This window comes from Sporolactobacillus laevolacticus DSM 442, from assembly GCF_000497245.1.
Taxonomy (GTDB): domain Bacteria; phylum Bacillota; class Bacilli; order Bacillales; family Sporolactobacillaceae; genus Sporolactobacillus; species Sporolactobacillus laevolacticus.
Genome location: NZ_AWTC01000005.1, coordinates 168,229 through 186,367 on the forward strand (window position 1 = coordinate 168,229; position 18,139 = coordinate 186,367).

At 44.7% G+C, this 18,139-nt stretch carries 16 protein-coding genes; 9 read left to right on the plus strand and 7 right to left on the minus strand.

All coding sequences use genetic code 11. The annotated features are described in order from the left end of the window. Positions 1-134: 134 nt before the first annotated feature. The 3 genes from P343_RS26100 to P343_RS26110 all read left to right on the plus strand — a co-directional run bounded on the left by P343_RS26100 (position 135) and on the right by P343_RS26110 (position 3,237). Positions 135-2,141 (plus strand): transglycosylase domain-containing protein, encoded by a 2,007-nt coding sequence (locus P343_RS26100; RefSeq protein WP_236620338.1) that lies wholly within the window; start codon positions 135-137, stop codon positions 2,139-2,141. Positions 2,142-2,300: 159 nt separating this feature from the next. Further along, the gene (locus tag P343_RS26105) at positions 2,301-2,750 is read left to right on the plus strand and encodes a DMT family transporter (protein WP_023509723.1); all 450 of its coding nucleotides are present in this window, start codon (positions 2,301-2,303) and stop codon (positions 2,748-2,750) included. 13 nt (positions 2,751-2,763) lie between these two features. Next, positions 2,764-3,237 carry a DMT family transporter gene (locus P343_RS26110; RefSeq protein ID WP_023509724.1) on the plus strand — a complete coding sequence of 158 codons (474 nt, stop codon included), beginning with the start codon at positions 2,764-2,766 and terminating at the stop codon, positions 3,235-3,237. A gap of 22 nt (positions 3,238-3,259) precedes the next feature. Here P343_RS26110 and P343_RS26115 read toward each other — a convergent pair whose 3' ends face one another. After that, positions 3,260-3,790, minus strand: coding sequence for a YwhD family protein (locus P343_RS26115; protein ID WP_084297745.1), 531 nt, complete (start codon positions 3,788-3,790; stop codon positions 3,260-3,262). A gap of 452 nt (positions 3,791-4,242) precedes the next feature. Here P343_RS26115 and P343_RS26120 point away from each other — a divergent pair, with 452 nt between their 5' ends. From P343_RS26120 to P343_RS26130, 3 genes are all read left to right on the plus strand, one after another. After that, positions 4,243-5,442 carry a glutathione synthase gene (locus tag P343_RS26120; RefSeq protein WP_023509726.1) on the plus strand — a complete coding sequence of 400 codons (1,200 nt, stop codon included), beginning with the start codon at positions 4,243-4,245 and terminating at the stop codon, positions 5,440-5,442. Between the two features lie 216 nt (positions 5,443-5,658). Next, positions 5,659-5,889 carry a hypothetical protein gene (locus tag P343_RS26125; RefSeq protein WP_023509727.1) on the plus strand — a complete coding sequence of 77 codons (231 nt, stop codon included), beginning with the start codon at positions 5,659-5,661 and terminating at the stop codon, positions 5,887-5,889. 65 nt (positions 5,890-5,954) lie between these two features. Continuing rightward, complete coding sequence (locus tag P343_RS26130; RefSeq protein WP_023509728.1) at positions 5,955-6,182, plus strand: YdbC family protein; 228 nt, start codon at positions 5,955-5,957, stop codon at positions 6,180-6,182. A gap of 126 nt (positions 6,183-6,308) precedes the next feature. Here P343_RS26130 and P343_RS26135 read toward each other — a convergent pair whose 3' ends face one another. The 4 genes from P343_RS26135 to P343_RS26150 form a co-directional block, all read right to left on the minus strand. Further along, positions 6,309-6,827, minus strand: a complete 519-nt coding sequence (locus P343_RS26135; RefSeq protein WP_023509729.1) for a YwgA family protein — start codon at positions 6,825-6,827, stop codon at positions 6,309-6,311. 402 nt (positions 6,828-7,229) lie between these two features. After that, positions 7,230-8,522, minus strand: a complete 1,293-nt coding sequence (locus P343_RS26140; protein WP_023509730.1) for an HD domain-containing protein — start codon at positions 8,520-8,522, stop codon at positions 7,230-7,232. 133 nt (positions 8,523-8,655) lie between these two features. Continuing rightward, positions 8,656-9,444, minus strand: a complete 789-nt coding sequence (locus P343_RS26145; RefSeq protein WP_023509731.1) for a PHP domain-containing protein — start codon at positions 9,442-9,444, stop codon at positions 8,656-8,658. Next, complete coding sequence (locus P343_RS26150; RefSeq protein WP_023509732.1) at positions 9,434-10,117, minus strand: YczE/YyaS/YitT family protein; 684 nt, start codon at positions 10,115-10,117, stop codon at positions 9,434-9,436. Before P343_RS26150 ends, P343_RS26145 begins: the two co-directional genes overlap by 11 nt. A gap of 465 nt (positions 10,118-10,582) precedes the next feature. Here P343_RS26150 and ilvD point away from each other — a divergent pair, with 465 nt between their 5' ends. The 3 genes from ilvD (at position 10,583) to P343_RS26165 (ending at position 14,790) form a co-directional block, all read left to right on the plus strand. Then, on the plus strand, positions 10,583-12,310 hold the full coding sequence (gene ilvD, locus P343_RS26155; protein WP_023509733.1) for a dihydroxy-acid dehydratase: 1,728 nt from the start codon (positions 10,583-10,585) through the stop codon (positions 12,308-12,310). 96 nt (positions 12,311-12,406) lie between these two features. Continuing rightward, positions 12,407-13,390 (plus strand): bile acid:sodium symporter family protein, encoded by a 984-nt coding sequence (locus tag P343_RS26160; protein ID WP_023509734.1) that lies wholly within the window; start codon positions 12,407-12,409, stop codon positions 13,388-13,390. A gap of 425 nt (positions 13,391-13,815) precedes the next feature. Beyond that, positions 13,816-14,790 carry a bile acid:sodium symporter family protein gene (locus tag P343_RS26165; RefSeq protein WP_023509735.1) on the plus strand — a complete coding sequence of 325 codons (975 nt, stop codon included), beginning with the start codon at positions 13,816-13,818 and terminating at the stop codon, positions 14,788-14,790. Between the two features lie 101 nt (positions 14,791-14,891). Here P343_RS26165 and P343_RS26170 read toward each other — a convergent pair whose 3' ends face one another. Both P343_RS26170 and P343_RS26175 read right to left on the minus strand, forming a co-directional pair. Further along, positions 14,892-16,880: a beta-glucoside-specific PTS transporter subunit IIABC gene (locus P343_RS26170; protein ID WP_023509736.1), complete on the minus strand. Its 1,989-nt coding sequence runs from the start codon at positions 16,878-16,880 to the stop codon at positions 14,892-14,894. 368 nt (positions 16,881-17,248) lie between these two features. Then, positions 17,249-18,040, minus strand: a complete 792-nt coding sequence (locus P343_RS26175) for a GNAT family N-acetyltransferase (protein WP_023509737.1) — start codon at positions 18,038-18,040, stop codon at positions 17,249-17,251. Positions 18,041-18,139: the final 99 nt, after the last annotated feature.

Genomic DNA, 18,139 nt, shown 5'->3' on the forward strand with positions numbered 1-18,139 from the left:
ATAAGGTTGCTTTATCCATAATGTTAAAAGTAAATAAACTGCAAGGCTTTGCCTACGGCTGCCTATTTTTCGGATTGAGGAGGTTCTGATTTATGTTTTCTGACATGAGGATCCGAAAAAGGAAGAATAGCTTTATGAGGTGGTCAGTTTGGTTCATCGCACTTTTGCCCGCCATGCTGCTGCTTGGCATCTTTGTTCTTCTGCTGTCTGCAAAGATTGCTGGCCCAATGAATATTCCGGCATCTCGCCCCGCCATTTTCTATGACAGTCGCGGCCAATTTATCGGCAAGTGGGACACAACGAACAGGCGTTGGACGGATATCGAAAAAATGGCTCCCTCGATCAAATTGGCCACACTCGCAGTTGAAGATCGTCGATTCTTCCAGCACCATGGATTCGATTTCCGTCGAATCGCACAGTCTGCCCTGATCGATATGCGCAGTTTTACCAAAGCTCAAGGCGCAAGTACGATCACGATGCAGTACGCTAAGAATCTTTTTTTAACCAATGACAAAACGTGGCTGCGCAAGTTCTCCGAAATGTTCTACACCGTTCGACTTGAAATGAATGAATCGAAAAAAGATATTCTCGAAGGCTATTTAAATACGATTTATTATGGACATGGCGCCTACGGAATTGAGTCAGCAGCAAAAGTATATTTCAATAAAAAGGCTGAAGATCTATCACTCGCTCAATCCAGTATGCTCGCTGGTATTCCAAACGGTCCCAGCCTTTATTCACCGTTTCTCCATTATGATCAAGCAAAGAAACGGCAGAAAGTCGTTTTGGATACCATGGTGAAAAGCGGCTTTCTGACAAAGAAGCGCGCTGAGATTGCCTATCATGCCCCTCTGCAATTGACGCACTCAGACATACAAAAAACGGAGGAAGCGCCCTATTTTCAAGACGCAGTTCGACAAGAATTAACGGATGATCTGCATATCAGCCGTAAAGAACTGGCATCGGGCGGAATCAAGGTCTATACAACGCTCGATTCTGAAACCCAGAAAACAGCCGAGTACTGGGTGAAGTATGCTATACCGGACACATCGAGCATCCAAACAGCGCTGATCGCTCTCGATCCGAAAACCGGCGGTATCGTCGCAATGGTTGGTGGACGCGACTACCAAAGCAGTCCGTATAACCGGGCGATGAACGCGAAACGTTCACCAGGATCTGCTTTCAAGCCGTTTCTCTATTACGCGGCATTGCGAAACGGATTCACACCCGCTACCCGGTTAAAAAGCGCGCCTACCGAATTTACTTTTGATCACGGACATTCGGATTATGCGCCGAACAATTTCGGCGGCTACTACGCGAACAAACCGATTACCATGGAACAGGCGCTTGCTCTTTCCGACAACATTTTCGCTGTAAAAACGCATTTGGCAATTGGCATGGAGAAGCTAGTGAACGCGGCACGAAAAGCCGGGATTACAAGTCCCCTTGCCCCGATCCCTTCACTCGCGCTCGGTTCAAAACCAGTAAGCGTGTTGGAACTTGCTCGTGGCTACGCAACACTTGCTAATGAAGGCGCGCGCATCAAGCCAGCACTGATTACTCGGGTCGTTGATGGAAAAGGGCATATACTCTATGAATGGCAACCGGACAGAAAGCAGGTACTCAATCGGCAGACATCCTTTGTTCTTTCACAGATGATGACCGGCATTTTTGATACAAAGCTGAATGGGTATACGAAAGTCACCGGCGGTCCTGTCGCCGGCTTACTGACTCATAAAGTGGCAGCAAAGACAGGATCAACATCCACAGACAGCTGGATGGCAGGATTCACGCCGGACCTAGTTGCCGCAGTGTGGGTCGGGTATGACAAAGGTGAAACCATTACCACCTCTCCAGACACTGGTTATGCCAAAACCATTTGGAGCCATTTTATCGAATCTGCGCTCGAAGGCACGCCAAAGAATCGATTTAAGCCTCCGAAAGGTGTAGTTAGTGTCAGTATTGATCCAAAGAGTGGCCTTCGGGCAAGCAAAGCCTGTCCGGGACGATCAACCTATTTTGTTAAGGGAACTGAGCCAACAACATATTGCGGCGATTCAAAGAAAAAAACAGCAGATCAACGTAAAGAAAATAAAGCGCATCGTTCCATTCTAGACCGCCTGTTCCACTGGTGGAAATAAGTAAATATGTAATAGGGACTTTCCATCAATAATAAGGAAAGTCCCTGTTTTATCTTATTTGTTGAAAATATTTCCAAGTTATAGAGTCATTTTATTTCTCTTTTTCGAAGTTCTTCTTTTATACTTAATTACGTTTAGAACACACGAGAGGTTACATATATGATTATTTTATTTCTGACTGGCGGTTTGATCGCGGGCGGCATTATTCCGGTGCAGACATCGATTAATTCCAAGTTAGGCCAGCAAGTGGGGTCACCTTTTCTGGCCTCTTTTATTTCTTTTTTTACCGGAACACTGACTCTAATCATTCTTTCTCTAGCAATTGATCACCGGATCGCCTTCGACCCAGCTGCTTTTTATAATCATCCTTGGTGGATATGGATCGGCGGTGGCATGCTCGGCGTCTTTTACCTGACAACAAACATCCTGCTTTTGCCGCGATTGGGTGCAGCGCTTACCGTTGTCGTCACATTGTGCGGCCAAATGATTATGGCCATTGCCATCGACCAGTTCGGCTTGTTCAATGTTCCAGTGCATGAACTAAACATTCCGAGACTAATTGGTATCACATGCATGTTCGCGGGTGTCTATCTGATCAAGAGATTTTGAAGGGAGTACACCAATGACTATTAACCGAAAAAAATACCTGTTTACCAGTATCTTGCTCATCTGGGGCCTGGCCGCGGGTATGGTTTCGCCCGTTCAGACATCTATAAATACCCAATTACGGTATGCCGTCCGGTCACCTTTTATTGCTTCGCTCATCTCATTTACAACCGGAACCATTATTCTAGCTCTGCTTACGCTGATTATCGACCACACAATGAAGATGGATTGGCGAATCGTTCCACAAGCACCTAAGTGGATCTGGGTCGGCGGCATGATGGGCGTTATTTTCGTCACATCTAATATTTTGCTGCTCCCTGTTCTCGGCTCCGCGTTGACTGTTGTCTCCGTGCTTTGCGGGCAAATGACCCTTGCAATGGCCGTTGATCATTTTGGCTGGTTTGGTGTCCAGCAGCATAAACTGAATTGGCCGCGTATCACCGGTCTCACACTGATGATTATCGGTATTGTCCTGATTCAGCACTTTTAACTCTTAAAGTGGATATTAATCATTATTCAGTTTCAAGCTGTGCCTTCAATTCAGGATTCGCTTTCTCCCACTGGCCAGGAGCAACGCTCTTCAGAAATTCGCCCAGCACTTTTTTGGATTTCGTATCCATTTCACTTAAATCTACATTGCCCTTCAATGCCTTATCCATTTTGTTTACATGGTCGGCCAAAATTTTATATCCGCGTTTGATCTCGCGATGAATAATCATTTCAGCGGCGGCAGCTCCTGAGTAATGAGGTCCTTCTTTTGTCACCTCAGTGTTCACCCACACGAGCCAGTACTTCTTGCCACCGCCCTGGAGATCTGCTTTATTAGCCGAAAAGCGAATTCTACGCTCGATATCACTGCGTGCGTGAAGCGCACCCATATCAACTGCAGCCGTACCTGCCTCCACATCAATAATGACCGGAGACATGTTGTCCAGGTTGATCAAGCCAGCGCCGAATCCGCCGTGTCCTTTTGTTGAATCGCCTTTTATAATATTAAATCCTGATTTTTTTCCATCTTGGTGAAAAATGTCCAAACGGATCACCCTTTCGAAAAGTGATTAATCTCACTGTCGTTATTCTATCACAGGAATGTCAAGAACGCTCATTTAAGCTCAATCGACGAAGCCTTGACACCATTTCCTGATTTCCAGCATTTTATACTTTGGCGGAAAACACTTGTGACTCGAGTCATAAGATGAATGCAGAACGGCCTTGTACAACCACAATGAATAAAAACAGAGCAAGGCTTTGTCGTCAACGGTTAAATTAATTGAATCGCACTCGCAGATCATTTAGACTCAAGAGTAGTAAATCCATGCTGTGTTTATTTAAGTATTAGCTCTGTTCTTAGATCGTGTTGATCAATGCGAAATTCCTCGCTATCAACGAGTACCGTTCCTCAGGAATCTCGCAAATTTCGTATCTCTAAAAATGGACCATGATCAACAGTAGAAATGAACAGAACCTAAGTATTTTAAGAATGCGAGGAAACGATATGCTCAATAAAAGGCCCTTTTCCATCCATCCATTATCCGTTCACGGACAGTTCGGTCTAGAGCGGGAAAATTTAAGAATTGATGCGAATGGGGCATTAGCATTGACCCCACATCCACAGGCATTCGGCGATAAGCTGACTAATCCGGAAATTACGACTGACTTTTCGGAGAGCCAGATTGAACTCGTCACTCCTGTTGCTCCATCTATTCAGAAAACACTGGAACATGAGAAAAGACTGACTAGAAAAGTCTTCACCAGCATTAAATCTGAATTATTATGGCCGCTTAGCAGTCCGCCTACACATCTGCCGCCGGAAGATCAGATTCCAATTGCCGATTTTGGACTGGAAGGCAAAGAAAAAACGGACTATCGGATCTATCTATCAAACAAGTATGGAAGACGGAAACAGCTTTATTGCGGTATTCATTTTAATTGCTCATTTGCAGATGATCTGTTTGTGAGCCAGGATGAACGTAACAGATTTTATTTGGACCTTGCCCAACAAGCGCTCCGCCACCGCTATTTTCTCGTTCACCTGCTGGCTGCGAGTCCGGAAAAAATCGGAGAGGTTTGTTATCGTTCTGCCAGACTCAGCGTCCATGGTTATAAAAACGACCAGCCGGTCTATCCAGATTACTCTAGTCCCAATGCCTACATTCATTCATTGCGTGCTGCTGTAAAAAACGGAGCAATTGAAAGTCCTCGTGAACTTTATCAGCTTGTCCGCATCAAAGGAGAAGGATTCGAGGATCTTGTTGATGATCCGAATGCAACCCGTGTTGAAGTGCGCATTCCGGATCTCAACCCGCTTTTTCACACAGGGATCAATCCGAGCGATCTTTATTTGATGCATCTCTACCTGCTCTGGTGCAGCCAAAACGAAACGCATGCCTTCACAATGCCTGAGCAGAAAGAAGCAAATGCGCTATCCGATGAGGCAGCTATGCTGAATGTTTCCCCAGCTTTTACAGATAAGATGAACGTGTTATTTGACGTGCTGCAGGCATTCGTCGAACAACAAGAGCTGCCTGACGTCTATGAACAAGCGCTTAATCAGGCAGAAATGCGCTGGCGAAATCCTTCTATGAGGTATGCTGAGCAAGTTCGCGACTGTTTAGATGCAGACAGTGAAGCAGCCATGAACTGGGCACGGCAAATGAAGCATACCTATATGCACACTTGCCGTTCTTCACAATAATACAATGGTCCAATCAATCCAATCGACAGAAACAATCAAAGATCATGCTTAACAACGCATGCCTTGAGTCCCAGCCATTGCCAAATAGCCATGCAACCCTTATTCTAAATGTAGCGATGTCCTAATGATCAGAAAATCCTGTCGTCCCGAGCGTTTATGGCGTCATTTTTCTTGATATCAGGCAAATGCAGGCTGTTTTTGGAGGATTTGTGAAACATGATCTTGGTCAGATGCATTAAGAATGTGTATGGGGAGACCGTGGAGGTTCCTCTTGATTTTATGGAGGCACGGCTGCTTTTCAAGGTAAACAATTTTTACATGGCAGAACAGGATAAGGAAGGACATCTTGTCACTCAGGACGAAGAAGGCGAACCGCATATTATCGCCGACAGCCGTGAAATCTTGAGTGGTGATTCTTGGTTTCATGAACATTTCATATTAATGTAAGTCATTCATTTATCGATGTTCCTTTTATTATCCTCATTAGTCAAAAGTCTAGGAAGGTGCAAGTGATGAGCAGTATTCAATTTGAACTGGTTAAGAAGATTGGAACCTTAACCGAGTCTTCAAGCGGATGGTCGAAACAACTGAACATGGTTAGTTGGAACGGACGAGCTCCAAAATATGACTTGCGAGACTGGGCGCCGGACGGCGAAAAAATGGGCAAAGGCATCACACTCAGTCTGGATGATTTAAAAGCCTTAAAGACACTGTTAAATCAACTTGAAGAACTAGATTAACTAAGCAAACGGATGGTACTCAAGCCATCCGTTTTTTATTGTCAAACCTATTCATTTGTACACACATACGGATGACACCGCCTGCATTGAAAGTGATCGACCTATCTTTCGATACGAAGTGAGTATTCAGTGAGGCATGGGCTGTTCAATTGATTGGAGAACACGGAGCTCATCAATGAAAGAAAAGGTGCGTTCTAGGTCTTCCTGAATCGTTCTTTTTTCGATGGATTCAACTTTCTTAACGGCTTCATTCCGGGGCAAGTAATCAAAGTAAAGCAGTATGGCAACACGTTCAAGAAACCACGTATTCTGATCCATAACTTTTTGTGTAAGACTCCGTACGCTGGGTAAGATGTTTTTGTAATGGGACAGAAATCCTTCTCCCGCTTCGGAGAGACGATAATGACATTTTTCTTCTTCACCCTTATCCTCCCTGTTTTCGATCAAAAAACCGAAATGACATAATTCCTCAAGCTGTACGGACAGTTCTTCTGAGTAAGGGCCATAAAAATGAAAGTGAAAAATCTGGTCAAAAGGATATCCGAGTTTCTGCAGTATGTAGACGACTTTTTGAAGCTTCTTGCTTCCTGAAATTTCACCGGCTTGGTGAATCAGCGACGCAATTTTGGCGTGATCTTCCAACATGTTACTATTCCCCCAAGTAGTTCCTAATCTCTTTTAGAGGATATTCAAAAAGTCCGGGAAAAGGTAAGAAGGATCTTCTGCTAATAACGTGCACGTCTTGTGCACAACGCAGAAGTCACCACATCCTGTGGAAGTTCTGCGTCAACTTGTTTCTCCGCTCCTCACGTATTAACAGGGGAACTCCAACTAAGAACGCGTACGTCCTGTACGCAACGTTGAAGTCACTACATCCTGTAGAAGTACGCTCCGGTACTCGAAACTGCGTTTCCTTGATCTTCGACGCACAGGACGTGCTAGTGTCAGGTATGCCACAGGACGTGGCGTTTTGCCTTACCTCGGCCCTTTTTGTCCTCCTTTTTGAACAAGCTCTACTATAGATTTTCTTCTCTATTCGCGTTGGTCTTAGATGCCTAAAATCTCTCTTATCTTCCGCTTCGACTGTGAATCGTCAGGTAAGTCAAGCACTCTGTCTTTTGGGTAGTAGAGTTTGCAGTCCGTTCGGCGCATGCCTGTGATCGAACCGACAACATCTGATTCTTGGGACAGTTCATGAAGCGTCCCATCGGGCATTAGAAGCTGGATCGGCTGTCTCTCGCCTTCCTCACCCGGCCGATATAAATCGTATGGAGAATTTGACGATGAATCGACTTCCAAATAATAGTCCGGATCAATACCCGCTTCTCTGAATGCTCCGGTCAGCTCATCCTTTGAACCAATTAATTCAGGTGTAAATTCAACATACTTGAACAAGCGCCGGTTCATAAATCGGCAGCACAGATCACTGAGAATTGTGTCCTTTTCTTCTTGCCAGGCTTGAAAGAAATACATAATAACCGACTCGTCCAGCTTAAGGTAATCACGGAGTTCCATTTCTCCTTCAAAAAGCTTGATCAAAGGTGTTGGCGTATGTTTGAAACGAAAATCATTTTGATACAGCACTTTCGCTCTGTGAAGAATCTGAGTGAGAATGACTTCCGCACTGCGCGTCACCGGATGGAAGTAAACTTGCCAATACATCTGATAGCGGCTCATGATGTAGTCTTCCACCGCATGCATCCCAGACAGTTTATAAACAATTTGATCATCTTGAGACCGCATCACCCGCCAAATGCGTTCCATATCAAAATGACCGTAGCTGACCCCTGTGAAATAGGCATCGCGAAGCAAATAGTCCATGCGATCGGCATCAATCTGGCTTGAGATCAGGCTGACTACAAGGCGATTCGGATAAGTTTTTCCGATCACATCCGCCACTTTTTCAGCAAACCCATCCCCCTGCTCGTTTAGAAGGCGATGGATTTCTGTGTCGCCAAGAATAATTTTCTGCGTATATTTTTCATGATCGGTGCCAAAGACTTTTTCAAAAGAATGCGAGAATGGTCCATGGCCCACATCATGAAGCAGCGCAGCGCACAGGGCGATCATCGTTTCTGAGTCATCCCAAAGACTTCGATATTTGAAAATATCAATCACGCGCCGGGTAATCTCATAGACACCGAGTGAATGTCCGAAACGGCTGTGTTCTGCACCATGGAAGGTTAAGAAAGTCGTTCCTAACTGACGGATCCGCCTTAAGCGTTGAAATTCAGAAGTGCCGATCAGATCCCAAATCAGTCGATCACGAACATGAATATAGCGATGTACAGGATCTTTAAATACCTTTTCTTCATTCAATTTCTGAAATGATCGGGTCAATGTCACCACATCCTGTTCGTTTCTCGCTCAGACAGATCCTTCGCTTGATAAGTCAAAGTGTACTGCGATTATTATATCTTTCTTTAGAAAAAAATAAAAACAGCCGGTTATATCCGTTAACTAAAATTCCAGTTTATTGCAGTTGGTCTACTATTCTTTTTCTGTTTTTAAAATAAACTGGAGTAAGCTGATATTCTTTTGCCATCGCCAGGCCTAACGGATATTTTATGCCAATTGTATCCGGTGAATGGTTGTCGCCACCAATCGTCACGTATTTACCACCCAACTCTCGATACCGGCGAACGATGCTTTCAAGTCCCTCCCTGAATGAGGGCTGATCAATCAGGCGAAGATTGATCTCCAGGCAAATATCATTCTCAATCAGTGTAAAAAGAAAATTGTCAATCAACAGCGGAAAATCTTCATAACGGAGCACGTTATCTGAATACGTGAGATAGCGACACGGATAGTCGATATGCGCAAACGTGTCGATATACGGATTTTGATGGATCGTGTTCTCCGCATAAATCAGATACTGTGAAAAAAAGTCCTGTTTGGAGAGGAAATTTTTCGTACGATCACTGTACATGTCATAGTCCTGAAGATTGTGAACAGAACCAATAACCATATCGAAAGGATGTGATTCTGCTATCGTTCGATTACGTGTTATGTAATCAGGACGATTATCCAACCCTAGCTCGATTCCGAGCAATAATCGTTCGCCACGAAATGATGAATACGCTTCAAAATAGCGATCAATTTCGAAGTCAACCGGTCTGCCGTCTTCTTGTTGTTCGTTCAGATCATAGTGTTCGGTAAGCACTAAATTCAAATTATACTTTTCCGCTTCCTTCAGTGCATCTTGGATGTTCATATCCGCATCAAATGAAAAATGTGTATGATTATGTGTATCAAATGGCATGATGGTCGTTTCCTCCATTCATCTGTCCGTTTTTGCTTACAAATCCTTCAAACATATGTCTGTCAAGATAGATATGGTGCACGGTTTTGACGTCAAATCGGCACAATTTAAACGTTGCTTGAACAAAAATACCAATCAAAGAAACCATGATGACCGTGCCGATTCCAACTGAACCGCCAAGGATCCAGCCAAGCAGCAAGGCAACGCCTTCGTTGCAGGTTCGAATCAGACGAACGGACTGCTTGGTCTTGCGCGCGAGCACAACCATCAAACCATCTCTTGGACCCGCGCCGAAACCCGCGCTTATGTATAAATAGGTACCGAAACTGATGATTACCAGTCCAGCAAGAACCATCAGAATACGGGCAGAAAGGTTTTGAAACTCGGGCACAAGGTGATTCAGCATAAGCATATCCATAAAAAGACCGATGAACAACATATTTGCCAATGTGCCAAATCCTATTTTCTCTCCAAAAATCCTGTTCACAATGACAATGAGGAACGCCACGAGAATGTTGGCCATTCCGATCGTCATGTGCAGGGTTCTGGAAAGCCCCTGATGCAGCACATCCCACGGCTGCAGGCCTAAATGAGCGTTGATGGTGCAGACAGCGCCCAATGAGAACAAAAACAGACCGAGAAAAAGCTTGGCCAGATTCATTGTTATTTTCAAAACATCAACTCCTATTCCATGTGTCAACGAATAAAAACGTTCGCACAAACATATTTTCTCCGAACATCACTAGACTCGTCCTTAAAGTATAAATTTAATTACACTTTGAAACAATGAATGTCAAAAATTAATTTCCTTGATCTATTTCTGCATCCGGAACCTCATATAGATGCTCGCTTTCTACCCTATCAACTTTTAGAAATGACTGTTGACGAACGTAAAATCGAGTGCTATATTTGACCATACGAAAATTCTTATTTATTTTAAGAGGCTGATTATTATGTTATTCCTATCCCATTCTCGAGTCTTGATTATTATCTAGGATCCTGGCAATCGCTGAAAATTTAAAACGATTGTCCGGGTCCTCATTGGCATTGAATGGGAGCCGGACAAAACTCCCATTGTATTTCAAATGGGAGTTTTTTAATTTCCAGATTTTATTTTCAAAGAGAGGATGAACAAACATTGAGAAGCGATGAAATCAAGAAGGGCGTGGATCGAGCTCCAGCGCGAAGCCTGCTGCGAGCAACCGGTGTTGTAAGAAACGAAGAGGATATGCACAAACCGTTTATCGCGGTATGTAATTCCTATGTGGACATTGTTCCAGGCCATGTTCATTTAAGAGAATTGGCTGATGTCGCAAAGCAAGCGATACGCGAAGCAGGCGGCATTCCATTTGAATTTAACACGATAGGCGTTGATGACGGCATTGCAATGGGCCACATTGGCATGCGTTATTCGCTTCCGAGCCGTGAACTGATCGCGGACGCAGCTGAGACGATGATCAACGCGCACTGGTTCGACGGCGTTTTCTATATCCCAAACTGTGATAAAATCACGCCTGGTATGCTGCTCGCAGCTGTCCGAACCAATGTACCCGCCATCTTCTGTTCTGGAGGACCAATGAAAGCGGGACTGTCCGCTCAAGGGAAGGCACTGACCCTGTCATCCGTATTTGAAGGCGTAGGCGCTTTTAAAGAAGGCCAAATCACAAAAGAACAGTTCCTGGATATCGAAGCTTCCGCATGTCCAACCTGCGGTTCTTGCGCCGGAATGTTTACCGCCAATTCGATGAACTGCTTGATGGAAATGCTCGGTGTCGCCCTTCCAGGAAACGGTACAGCCCTTGCGGTATCTGAAGAAAGGCGTGACCTGATCAAGCAATCTGCCTACAAATTAATGGATCTTGTAAAAAATAATGTTCGGCCAAGAGACATCATCACCCCTGAAGCTGTCGATGATGCATTCGCACTCGACATGGCGATGGGCGGATCGACCAATACAGTGCTGCACATGCTCGCTGTCGCTTCCGAAGCCGGTATCGACTATGACCTCGATCGAATTAATCACGTAGCGAAAAAAGTACCCTATCTAGCAAAAATAGCCCCAAGCTCATCATTCTCGATGCAGGATGTTCATGAAGCAGGAGGCATCTCCGCAATTATCAAAACGCTTGCCGACATGGGCGGTGTTATTCATCCGGACCGGATTACTGTCTCCGGACAAACACTTCGAGAAAATGTCGCCGATGCGGAAATCAAGAATCCGAAAGTCATTCATCCACTGAATGAGGCGTACAGCAAAACCGGCGGATTATCAGTTCTCTTTGGAAACATTGCACCAAAAGGCGCGGTCATCAAAGTCGGCGGTGTTGATCCTTCGGTCAAAACATTTACCGGCGAAGCCATTTGTTTCAACTCCCATGATGAGGCGGTCGAGGCGATCGACAACCATACCGTCCGCAAGGGCCATGTTGTCGTCATCCGATACGAGGGGCCAAAAGGCGGTCCGGGCATGCCGGAAATGCTGGCACCTACCTCGTCGATTGTCGGACGCGGACTTGGCAAAGATGTAGCTCTGATTACCGACGGACGTTTTTCCGGTGCAACTCGCGGCATTTCAGTCGGGCATGTATCACCAGAAGCCGCAGCCGGTGGACCGATCGCACTTATTCAGGACGGAGAAAAAATCACAATAGATCTGCTTGAGCGAACCGTACATCTTGACGTAACTGATGCCGAACTTGCTGCACGGCGCAAATCGTTAAAAGCTTTTGTTCCAAAGGTCCGCTCAGGTTATCTCGCTCGTTATGCTGCGCTCGTAACTTCCGCCCATACCGGTGGTGTCATGCGTCTCCCAGAAGCATGGTCTGACAGCAACAAGGCCGAAAAAGAAACCGATACTGTTAAATGAAAAGAGCACGAAATGCCACCTTAAGTCTGATCATCGCTTCAACACGCGATTGAATAGAGAGAAAGAATATACGAAAATCGAAAGGATGTTTGAATAATGAAAGTTGTTGTTTCAACAGGACAGTTCTTAGGCAAGTATTTCGCACTCTTCGTTTTGGCAGCGGCAGCTGTCAGCTATTATCAACCAAATCTGATCACTTGGGTACTCCCTTATGTCAACTATCTACTCGGCATAATCATGTTCGGGATGGGTATGACTTTGAAAAGATCAGATTTTGCCGCTGTTTTTAAGCGCCCTAAAGATGTCATCATCGGCGTTTGTGCCCACTATCTAATCATGCCGCTCGTTGCTTTCGCCCTCTGTTTTGCATTTCATCTTCCTCCGGCCGTTGCCGTTGGCGTCATCCTCGTTGGTTGCTGTCCAAGTGGTACGGCTTCCAATGTAATGTGTTTTCTGGCAAAAGGCGACGTCGCGCTCGGCGTTTCAATCGGCGCTGTTTCGACCTTGATTGCTCCGGTAATGCTTCCTCTTATCCTTTGGCTATTAGCGGGTCATTGGGTAAAGATTCCGACAAGTTCACTTTTTGTCAGCGTTGTGGAAATTGTGATCGTGCCAATCGTTCTTGGCGTTTTGGTTAATACCTTCTTTGGCAAGAAGGTTCACAAGGTGACTGCCGCACTGCCGCTCGTTTCGACTGTGGCCATTATCCTGATCGCCGGTGGTGTCGTTGCGGCTTCTAACAAAAATGGCGACTTGCTGACAGCCAGCACGTTAGTGATTATACCTGTCGTTATCCTGCATAATCTGCTCGGCTACTCATTAGGTTTCTTTTTCAGCCGCTTGCTTGGCATGAATCATTCTAAGAGTCGCGCAATCACATTTGAAGTTGGAATGCAGAACTCAGCGCTCGGTGTTGCACTTGCTATGGCATTTTTCTCGCCGGTCGCCGCTATACCTGCTACCCTGTTCAGTATCTGGCATAACATGTCCGGATCCCTTCTCGCTTCTTTCTGGGCAGGAAAAAAAGGGACTTACTCAAAGAATACGAATGTTGACGCTGCTACGAGTGCAGCAAACTGATTGTACCGGATTCAATTAATTTAAGGATTTGGCAACCGTTAAAAACTGGCATTTCAGAAAATGCGAAATTATGTTGACATTATTCCTTGCAAGATGATATAGTTTCATCACCAAAATTGTTTTGCAAGGAGTTAGCAATCATGGTTTTCCTATTCGATGTACGAGTCAATGAAATCGTCTTGATTTTGTAGGATCCAGGCAACCGTTAAAAATAACGTTTGTCCGGGTCCTCATTGGCATCGAATGGGATCCGGAAAAAGCTCCCGTTCGCATCATGTGGACGGGAGCTTTTTTAATATTTATAGAGGAAGGAGATTCAGACACCTTGCAGTGACACCATTTGGATGAGTAATGATTCAAAGCAGAGAGAACGATTCACAGATTCACAACAAAGGATAGTCGAAAACAGAAGGGATGAATGACGAATGAATCGAATTGTTAGCCTTGGACGCTTTATAAGCGGACATTTTGTCTGGTTTGTCCTTGCAGCCGCCGCCATTGCCTATTTCCAACCTGCACTAGCTATCTGGGTTGTTCCCTATGTTCCTTATTTGCTGGGAATTGTCATGTTCGGCATGGGCATGACCCTGAAACGCTCCGATTTTGCAGATGTTTTCAAAGCGCCAAAAGAAGTTGCACTAGGAGTAGCCGCGCATTACTTGATTATGCCTTTGACTTCGCTAGCAATTTGCACACTGTTTCAGCTGCCCGATGCGATCGCCGTCGGCGTTATTCTTGTCGGTTGTTGTCCAAGCGGCACTGCGGCCAACGTGATGTGCTATCTGGCAAAAGGCGATGTTGCTCTCGGCGTTTCGATCGGCACGGTCACGACTTTTATTGCACCTCTGATGCTGCCCGTTCTGCTTCTGCTCTTAGCTGGGCGCTGGGTTAGCATACCTGCTGTTTCTATGTTTATCAATGTCCTTGAAATTGTTGTTGTGCCTGTCATTCTTGGGCTTCTCGTCAATACATTTCTTGGTGAAAAAGTTAGAAGAGCAACCGAGGCGCTTCCTCTTGTGTCAACATCTGCAATCTTGCTAATTATTGGAGGAGTCGTTGCCGCAAACAGTGCCAACTTATTTAAGCGTGAGATGCTTATTCTAATCCCAGTCGTCATCATGATTAACTTAATTGGTTCAGCAATTGCCTTTTTCGCAAGCAGGTTGTTAGGCATCGACCATGTCAAGAGCCGGTCGATTTCTTTTGAAACCGGAACGCAGAATTCTGCACTCGGGCTTTCTCTTGCACTTGCCTTCTTTTCACCGGCTGCGGCGATCCCCGGTACCTTGTTCAGTGTCTGGCAAAATATATCCGGACCGATGCTTGCATCTTACTGGGCAGGAAAAAAAGCTATAAAAGCTGAGAAAAAAACAAACAGTGCCCCTGATCCTGTTAACTGAACCTTGACGGAATAAATAGATAAGTAATTTTAAAATTTGGAAAGCAAACAGTCCGTGAGCTTGTTTATGCTCACGGACTGTTTGTTTTTTATTACCTACATTTATTTGTTATAGATCTGAATTAATGATTTTTCTGCAGTAGCATTTTCCTTCAGGTTTGGAACAACTGCTTCAAACTCATTGGTATTGGTTACAATGACCATCGTCGTTGTGTCATAACCCGCATCCTTGATCTTATCCGGTTCAAACAGAGTCAGAACGTCACCTTTTTTTACCTTGGCGCCATTTTCTACCTTTGGATCAAAGTACTTTCCTTTGAGTTCAACTGTATTGATACCGATGTGAATCAGGATTTCCGCCCCAGAGTCCGATTTGATTCCATAGGCGTGACCAGTTGGGAAGGCAACCGTTATCTCACCATCAACTGGTGACACACAAGTTCCTTGAGATGGAATCACGGCTGCTCCGTTTCCCATCGCTCCTGAACTAAATACCGGATCATTAACTGAACTTAATGCCACTGGCTTGCCTTCAATCGGGCTGTAGATCTCATCTGCCAGAGTCAAACCGGTCGTATCAACGGTTGGTTCCTCGGTTTTCACCGATTCAGCAGCGGCTGCCGCTTCATCTTCTGTATCCAGACCGAGCTTCGCCGTCTTCTTCTCAGTCAAACTCTTCTTTCCCGAGGTTACTTTTGCAAACAATTTTTCAGTGTTACTTTCATTGAATCCGAAGATGATAACAAGTAAGAACGAGCAGAGCCAAGCAGCCCACCAAGCAGCAAAGGCCAGCCACATACTTGAATTTTTGCCAATAAACAGCGGCATTTCAAACCAATTCATAATCGGCGTATATTGAAAGCATTTAACACCAGCTGCACCAATAAATGCACCGCCAATTGCTCCACCGACCAGTCCGAAAATAAACGCTTTTTTGTACTTTAAGTTTATGCCATAAATCGCGGGTTCAGTGATGCCGAAAAATCCACTGATAGCTGCTGAAAGAGCAATGCTCCTGTTTTTACTTTTCTTGGCCTTGATTATCGCTGCCGTTACAGCACCGAACTGTCCAGCAACCGCGCAGAACATCACAGCGAGTAGCGTATCATAACCGTAGTTTTGAATATTAATGAACGATATTGGTAGGATGCCCCAGTGCAATCCAAAAATGACAAAAATCTGAAAAGTGCCACCCAAAATTGCACCGGCCACCAGAGGGCTTAAATCATACAGGAATTTATATCCGTATGCTAAACCTGTACCAACTTCGGTGCCAAGCGGCCCGATAATGAAAAAGGTCAATAGTCCGGCTACAATCAGTGTAAAAAAAGGAACAAATACCAATTGAGTCACTGCTGGCAAATGCTTTTTAAACCATCTTTCAATATAACTTTCCAGCCAGATGGCGAGAATTGTTGGAATAACGGCACCGCCATATGTTTTGAAATCAACGGGGTAGCTTCCTAAATGAGCAATTTTCGGAATAGTAGCGTCTGTCAACGGATAAATCATAGCAGCTGCCAACGCCACGGCTATATATCGGTTGGTATTGAACTTGTCTGCCGCGGTAATTGCGATAAAAATCGGAAGCAACACAAACATACCGGTTGCCAGTGCATTGATGCTGATATAAATCGGCGATGAAGTCCAATGTGGCTGGGCACTCGCCATCAAAATAGCAATCCCCTTCAGCACACCTGCTCCGGCAAGCACTGAAATAAATGGTGTGAATATCCCGGAAATAACAGCGACAAAGCGTTCAAACCAACTATCTGATTTAGCCGGCTCAGATGCTTCGTCAGTGCTGTCTGCATCCGATTTGGCATCGGCAGCGCTGAACCCATATTGTTTCATGATTGCTTCAAAAACTGGAACCACTTCGTCGCCAATAACGACTTGATACTGACCTCCGGCACTGACAGCAGTCAATACATTGGGCAGATCTTCCAGCACTGATTTATTAGCCTTGCTTTGATCTTTGAGTCTAAATCGCAGCCGTGTCGCGCAGTGAATCAATGAATTGACATTTTCTTTACCCCCGACATTAGCAACAATATCATTTGCCAACTGGGTGTAATCTTTTTTACCCATTTAAAATCCTCCTATAAACCGTTTTCAACAATGTCTGCATTAATAGAAGAAATTGCTTTCAAAACGACCTGTGCGAAATGCTCGTCCGATGAATCCGCCCATGAATCGTTTTAAAAATATATAGATCCATTCATCAATCTTTTGTTATTCCATACAACAGTTATTCACCCAAGAGATATGCCGAGCGAACGAACTAAGTTTAGAATAAAAACGCTTTCTTGTCAAATTAATTTTCGTAAAATATAATTTTTTAATGCAATAATTTCGTCTTCAATATCAAGGCGTATAAAGTCGAATTATGTATCATTGGGTAAACGTCAAACAGGCTGCCGGCGTGCAGCCGACAGCCCTTTCGTACAAGTATACGTTTAATAGTTAACCATCATCCATTTTTCAATAGCTTCAAATCCTAATTTTTGATAGATCCGTCCAGCCGCCGGATTATCATAGAACAGGCAGGGCTGTTTATGTTCGGCGCTGAGTGCGCTGAGCGTTTTGATCAAGCAGCTTGTCGCAAAGCCCTGATGTTCGTACTCTTTCTTCGTACAGACGCCAACGATCATCGCAGCACCTTTTGTTTCAGCCGCTGTTGACACGCTGCTGACCGGCTCATTATTTCTCTCAATATAATAAGTTCGTGAGACACCTTTATCCATGTTTTTCCGAAGCGTTTCCGAGTGTTCGGTGTATCCAGTAAATATGGAATTGCGTAGCTGAACGACTTTCTCAGCCTCTTCCGGAAATAACATCTTCACATCGCCGCGCATCTGCTCCTTGTCGAGTGGAAGCTGCACGTCACGTTTCGCATAATAACATAGTTTCTTTTTTTGCACAGATGTTTCAATATACGGAACAATTTTTTCCACGAGGTTTTGTAGACCCGAAAGATGCTTTAGTTTACCGCTTTTTAGCATCACGTCCGCCCAAGCCTTTCCGTCTAGAACATCAGGATTTTGCGCATAGGGGATAAAATTTTCAAGGTATCGGAGCAGTATGCTGAGTAAATTTCCCTGTTCATCGTAGTCTCCCCACAAAGTGACTGAATCGCTCTCAATGCCAAATGCTTCAATGTCTCCAAGAATAAATAAATTCTCCGCCGGCCGATCTCCGGCGAATTCAAGCACACTGTCTCTGTCTTTCTCTGTAAGTTGCCGAATCATAAGCACGGCCCCCCTCTGTCTCATATATTCTGAACTAAAGATACAGCAATTGATCCAATTATTCCATAATTATGTCTAGTAGTGTCGAATGCGCACTTT

What these genes read in the sequence shown, in the direction of transcription:
- P343_RS26100 (WP_236620338.1), top strand. Translation starts at nt 135, where the DNA reads ATGAGGTGGTCAGTTTGGTTCATCGCACTTTTGCCCGCCATGCTGCTG.
- P343_RS26105 (WP_023509723.1), top strand. Translation starts at nt 2,301, where the DNA reads ATGATTATTTTATTTCTGACTGGCGGTTTGATCGCGGGCGGCATTATT.
- P343_RS26110 (WP_023509724.1), top strand. Translation starts at nt 2,764, where the DNA reads ATGACTATTAACCGAAAAAAATACCTGTTTACCAGTATCTTGCTCATC.
- P343_RS26120 (WP_023509726.1), top strand. Translation starts at nt 4,243, where the DNA reads ATGCTCAATAAAAGGCCCTTTTCCATCCATCCATTATCCGTTCACGGA.
- P343_RS26125 (WP_023509727.1), top strand. Translation starts at nt 5,659, where the DNA reads ATGATCTTGGTCAGATGCATTAAGAATGTGTATGGGGAGACCGTGGAG.
- P343_RS26130 (WP_023509728.1), top strand. Translation starts at nt 5,955, where the DNA reads ATGAGCAGTATTCAATTTGAACTGGTTAAGAAGATTGGAACCTTAACC.
- P343_RS26135 (WP_023509729.1), bottom strand. Translation starts at nt 6,827, where the DNA reads ATGTTGGAAGATCACGCCAAAATTGCGTCGCTGATTCACCAAGCCGGT.
- P343_RS26145 (WP_023509731.1), bottom strand. Translation starts at nt 9,444, where the DNA reads ATGCCATTTGATACACATAATCATACACATTTTTCATTTGATGCGGAT.
- P343_RS26160 (WP_023509734.1), top strand. Translation starts at nt 12,407, where the DNA reads ATGAAAGTTGTTGTTTCAACAGGACAGTTCTTAGGCAAGTATTTCGCA.
- P343_RS26165 (WP_023509735.1), top strand. Translation starts at nt 13,816, where the DNA reads ATGAATCGAATTGTTAGCCTTGGACGCTTTATAAGCGGACATTTTGTC.
- P343_RS26170 (WP_023509736.1), bottom strand. Translation starts at nt 16,880, where the DNA reads ATGGGTAAAAAAGATTACACCCAGTTGGCAAATGATATTGTTGCTAAT.
- P343_RS26175 (WP_023509737.1), bottom strand. Translation starts at nt 18,040, where the DNA reads ATGATTCGGCAACTTACAGAGAAAGACAGAGACAGTGTGCTTGAATTC.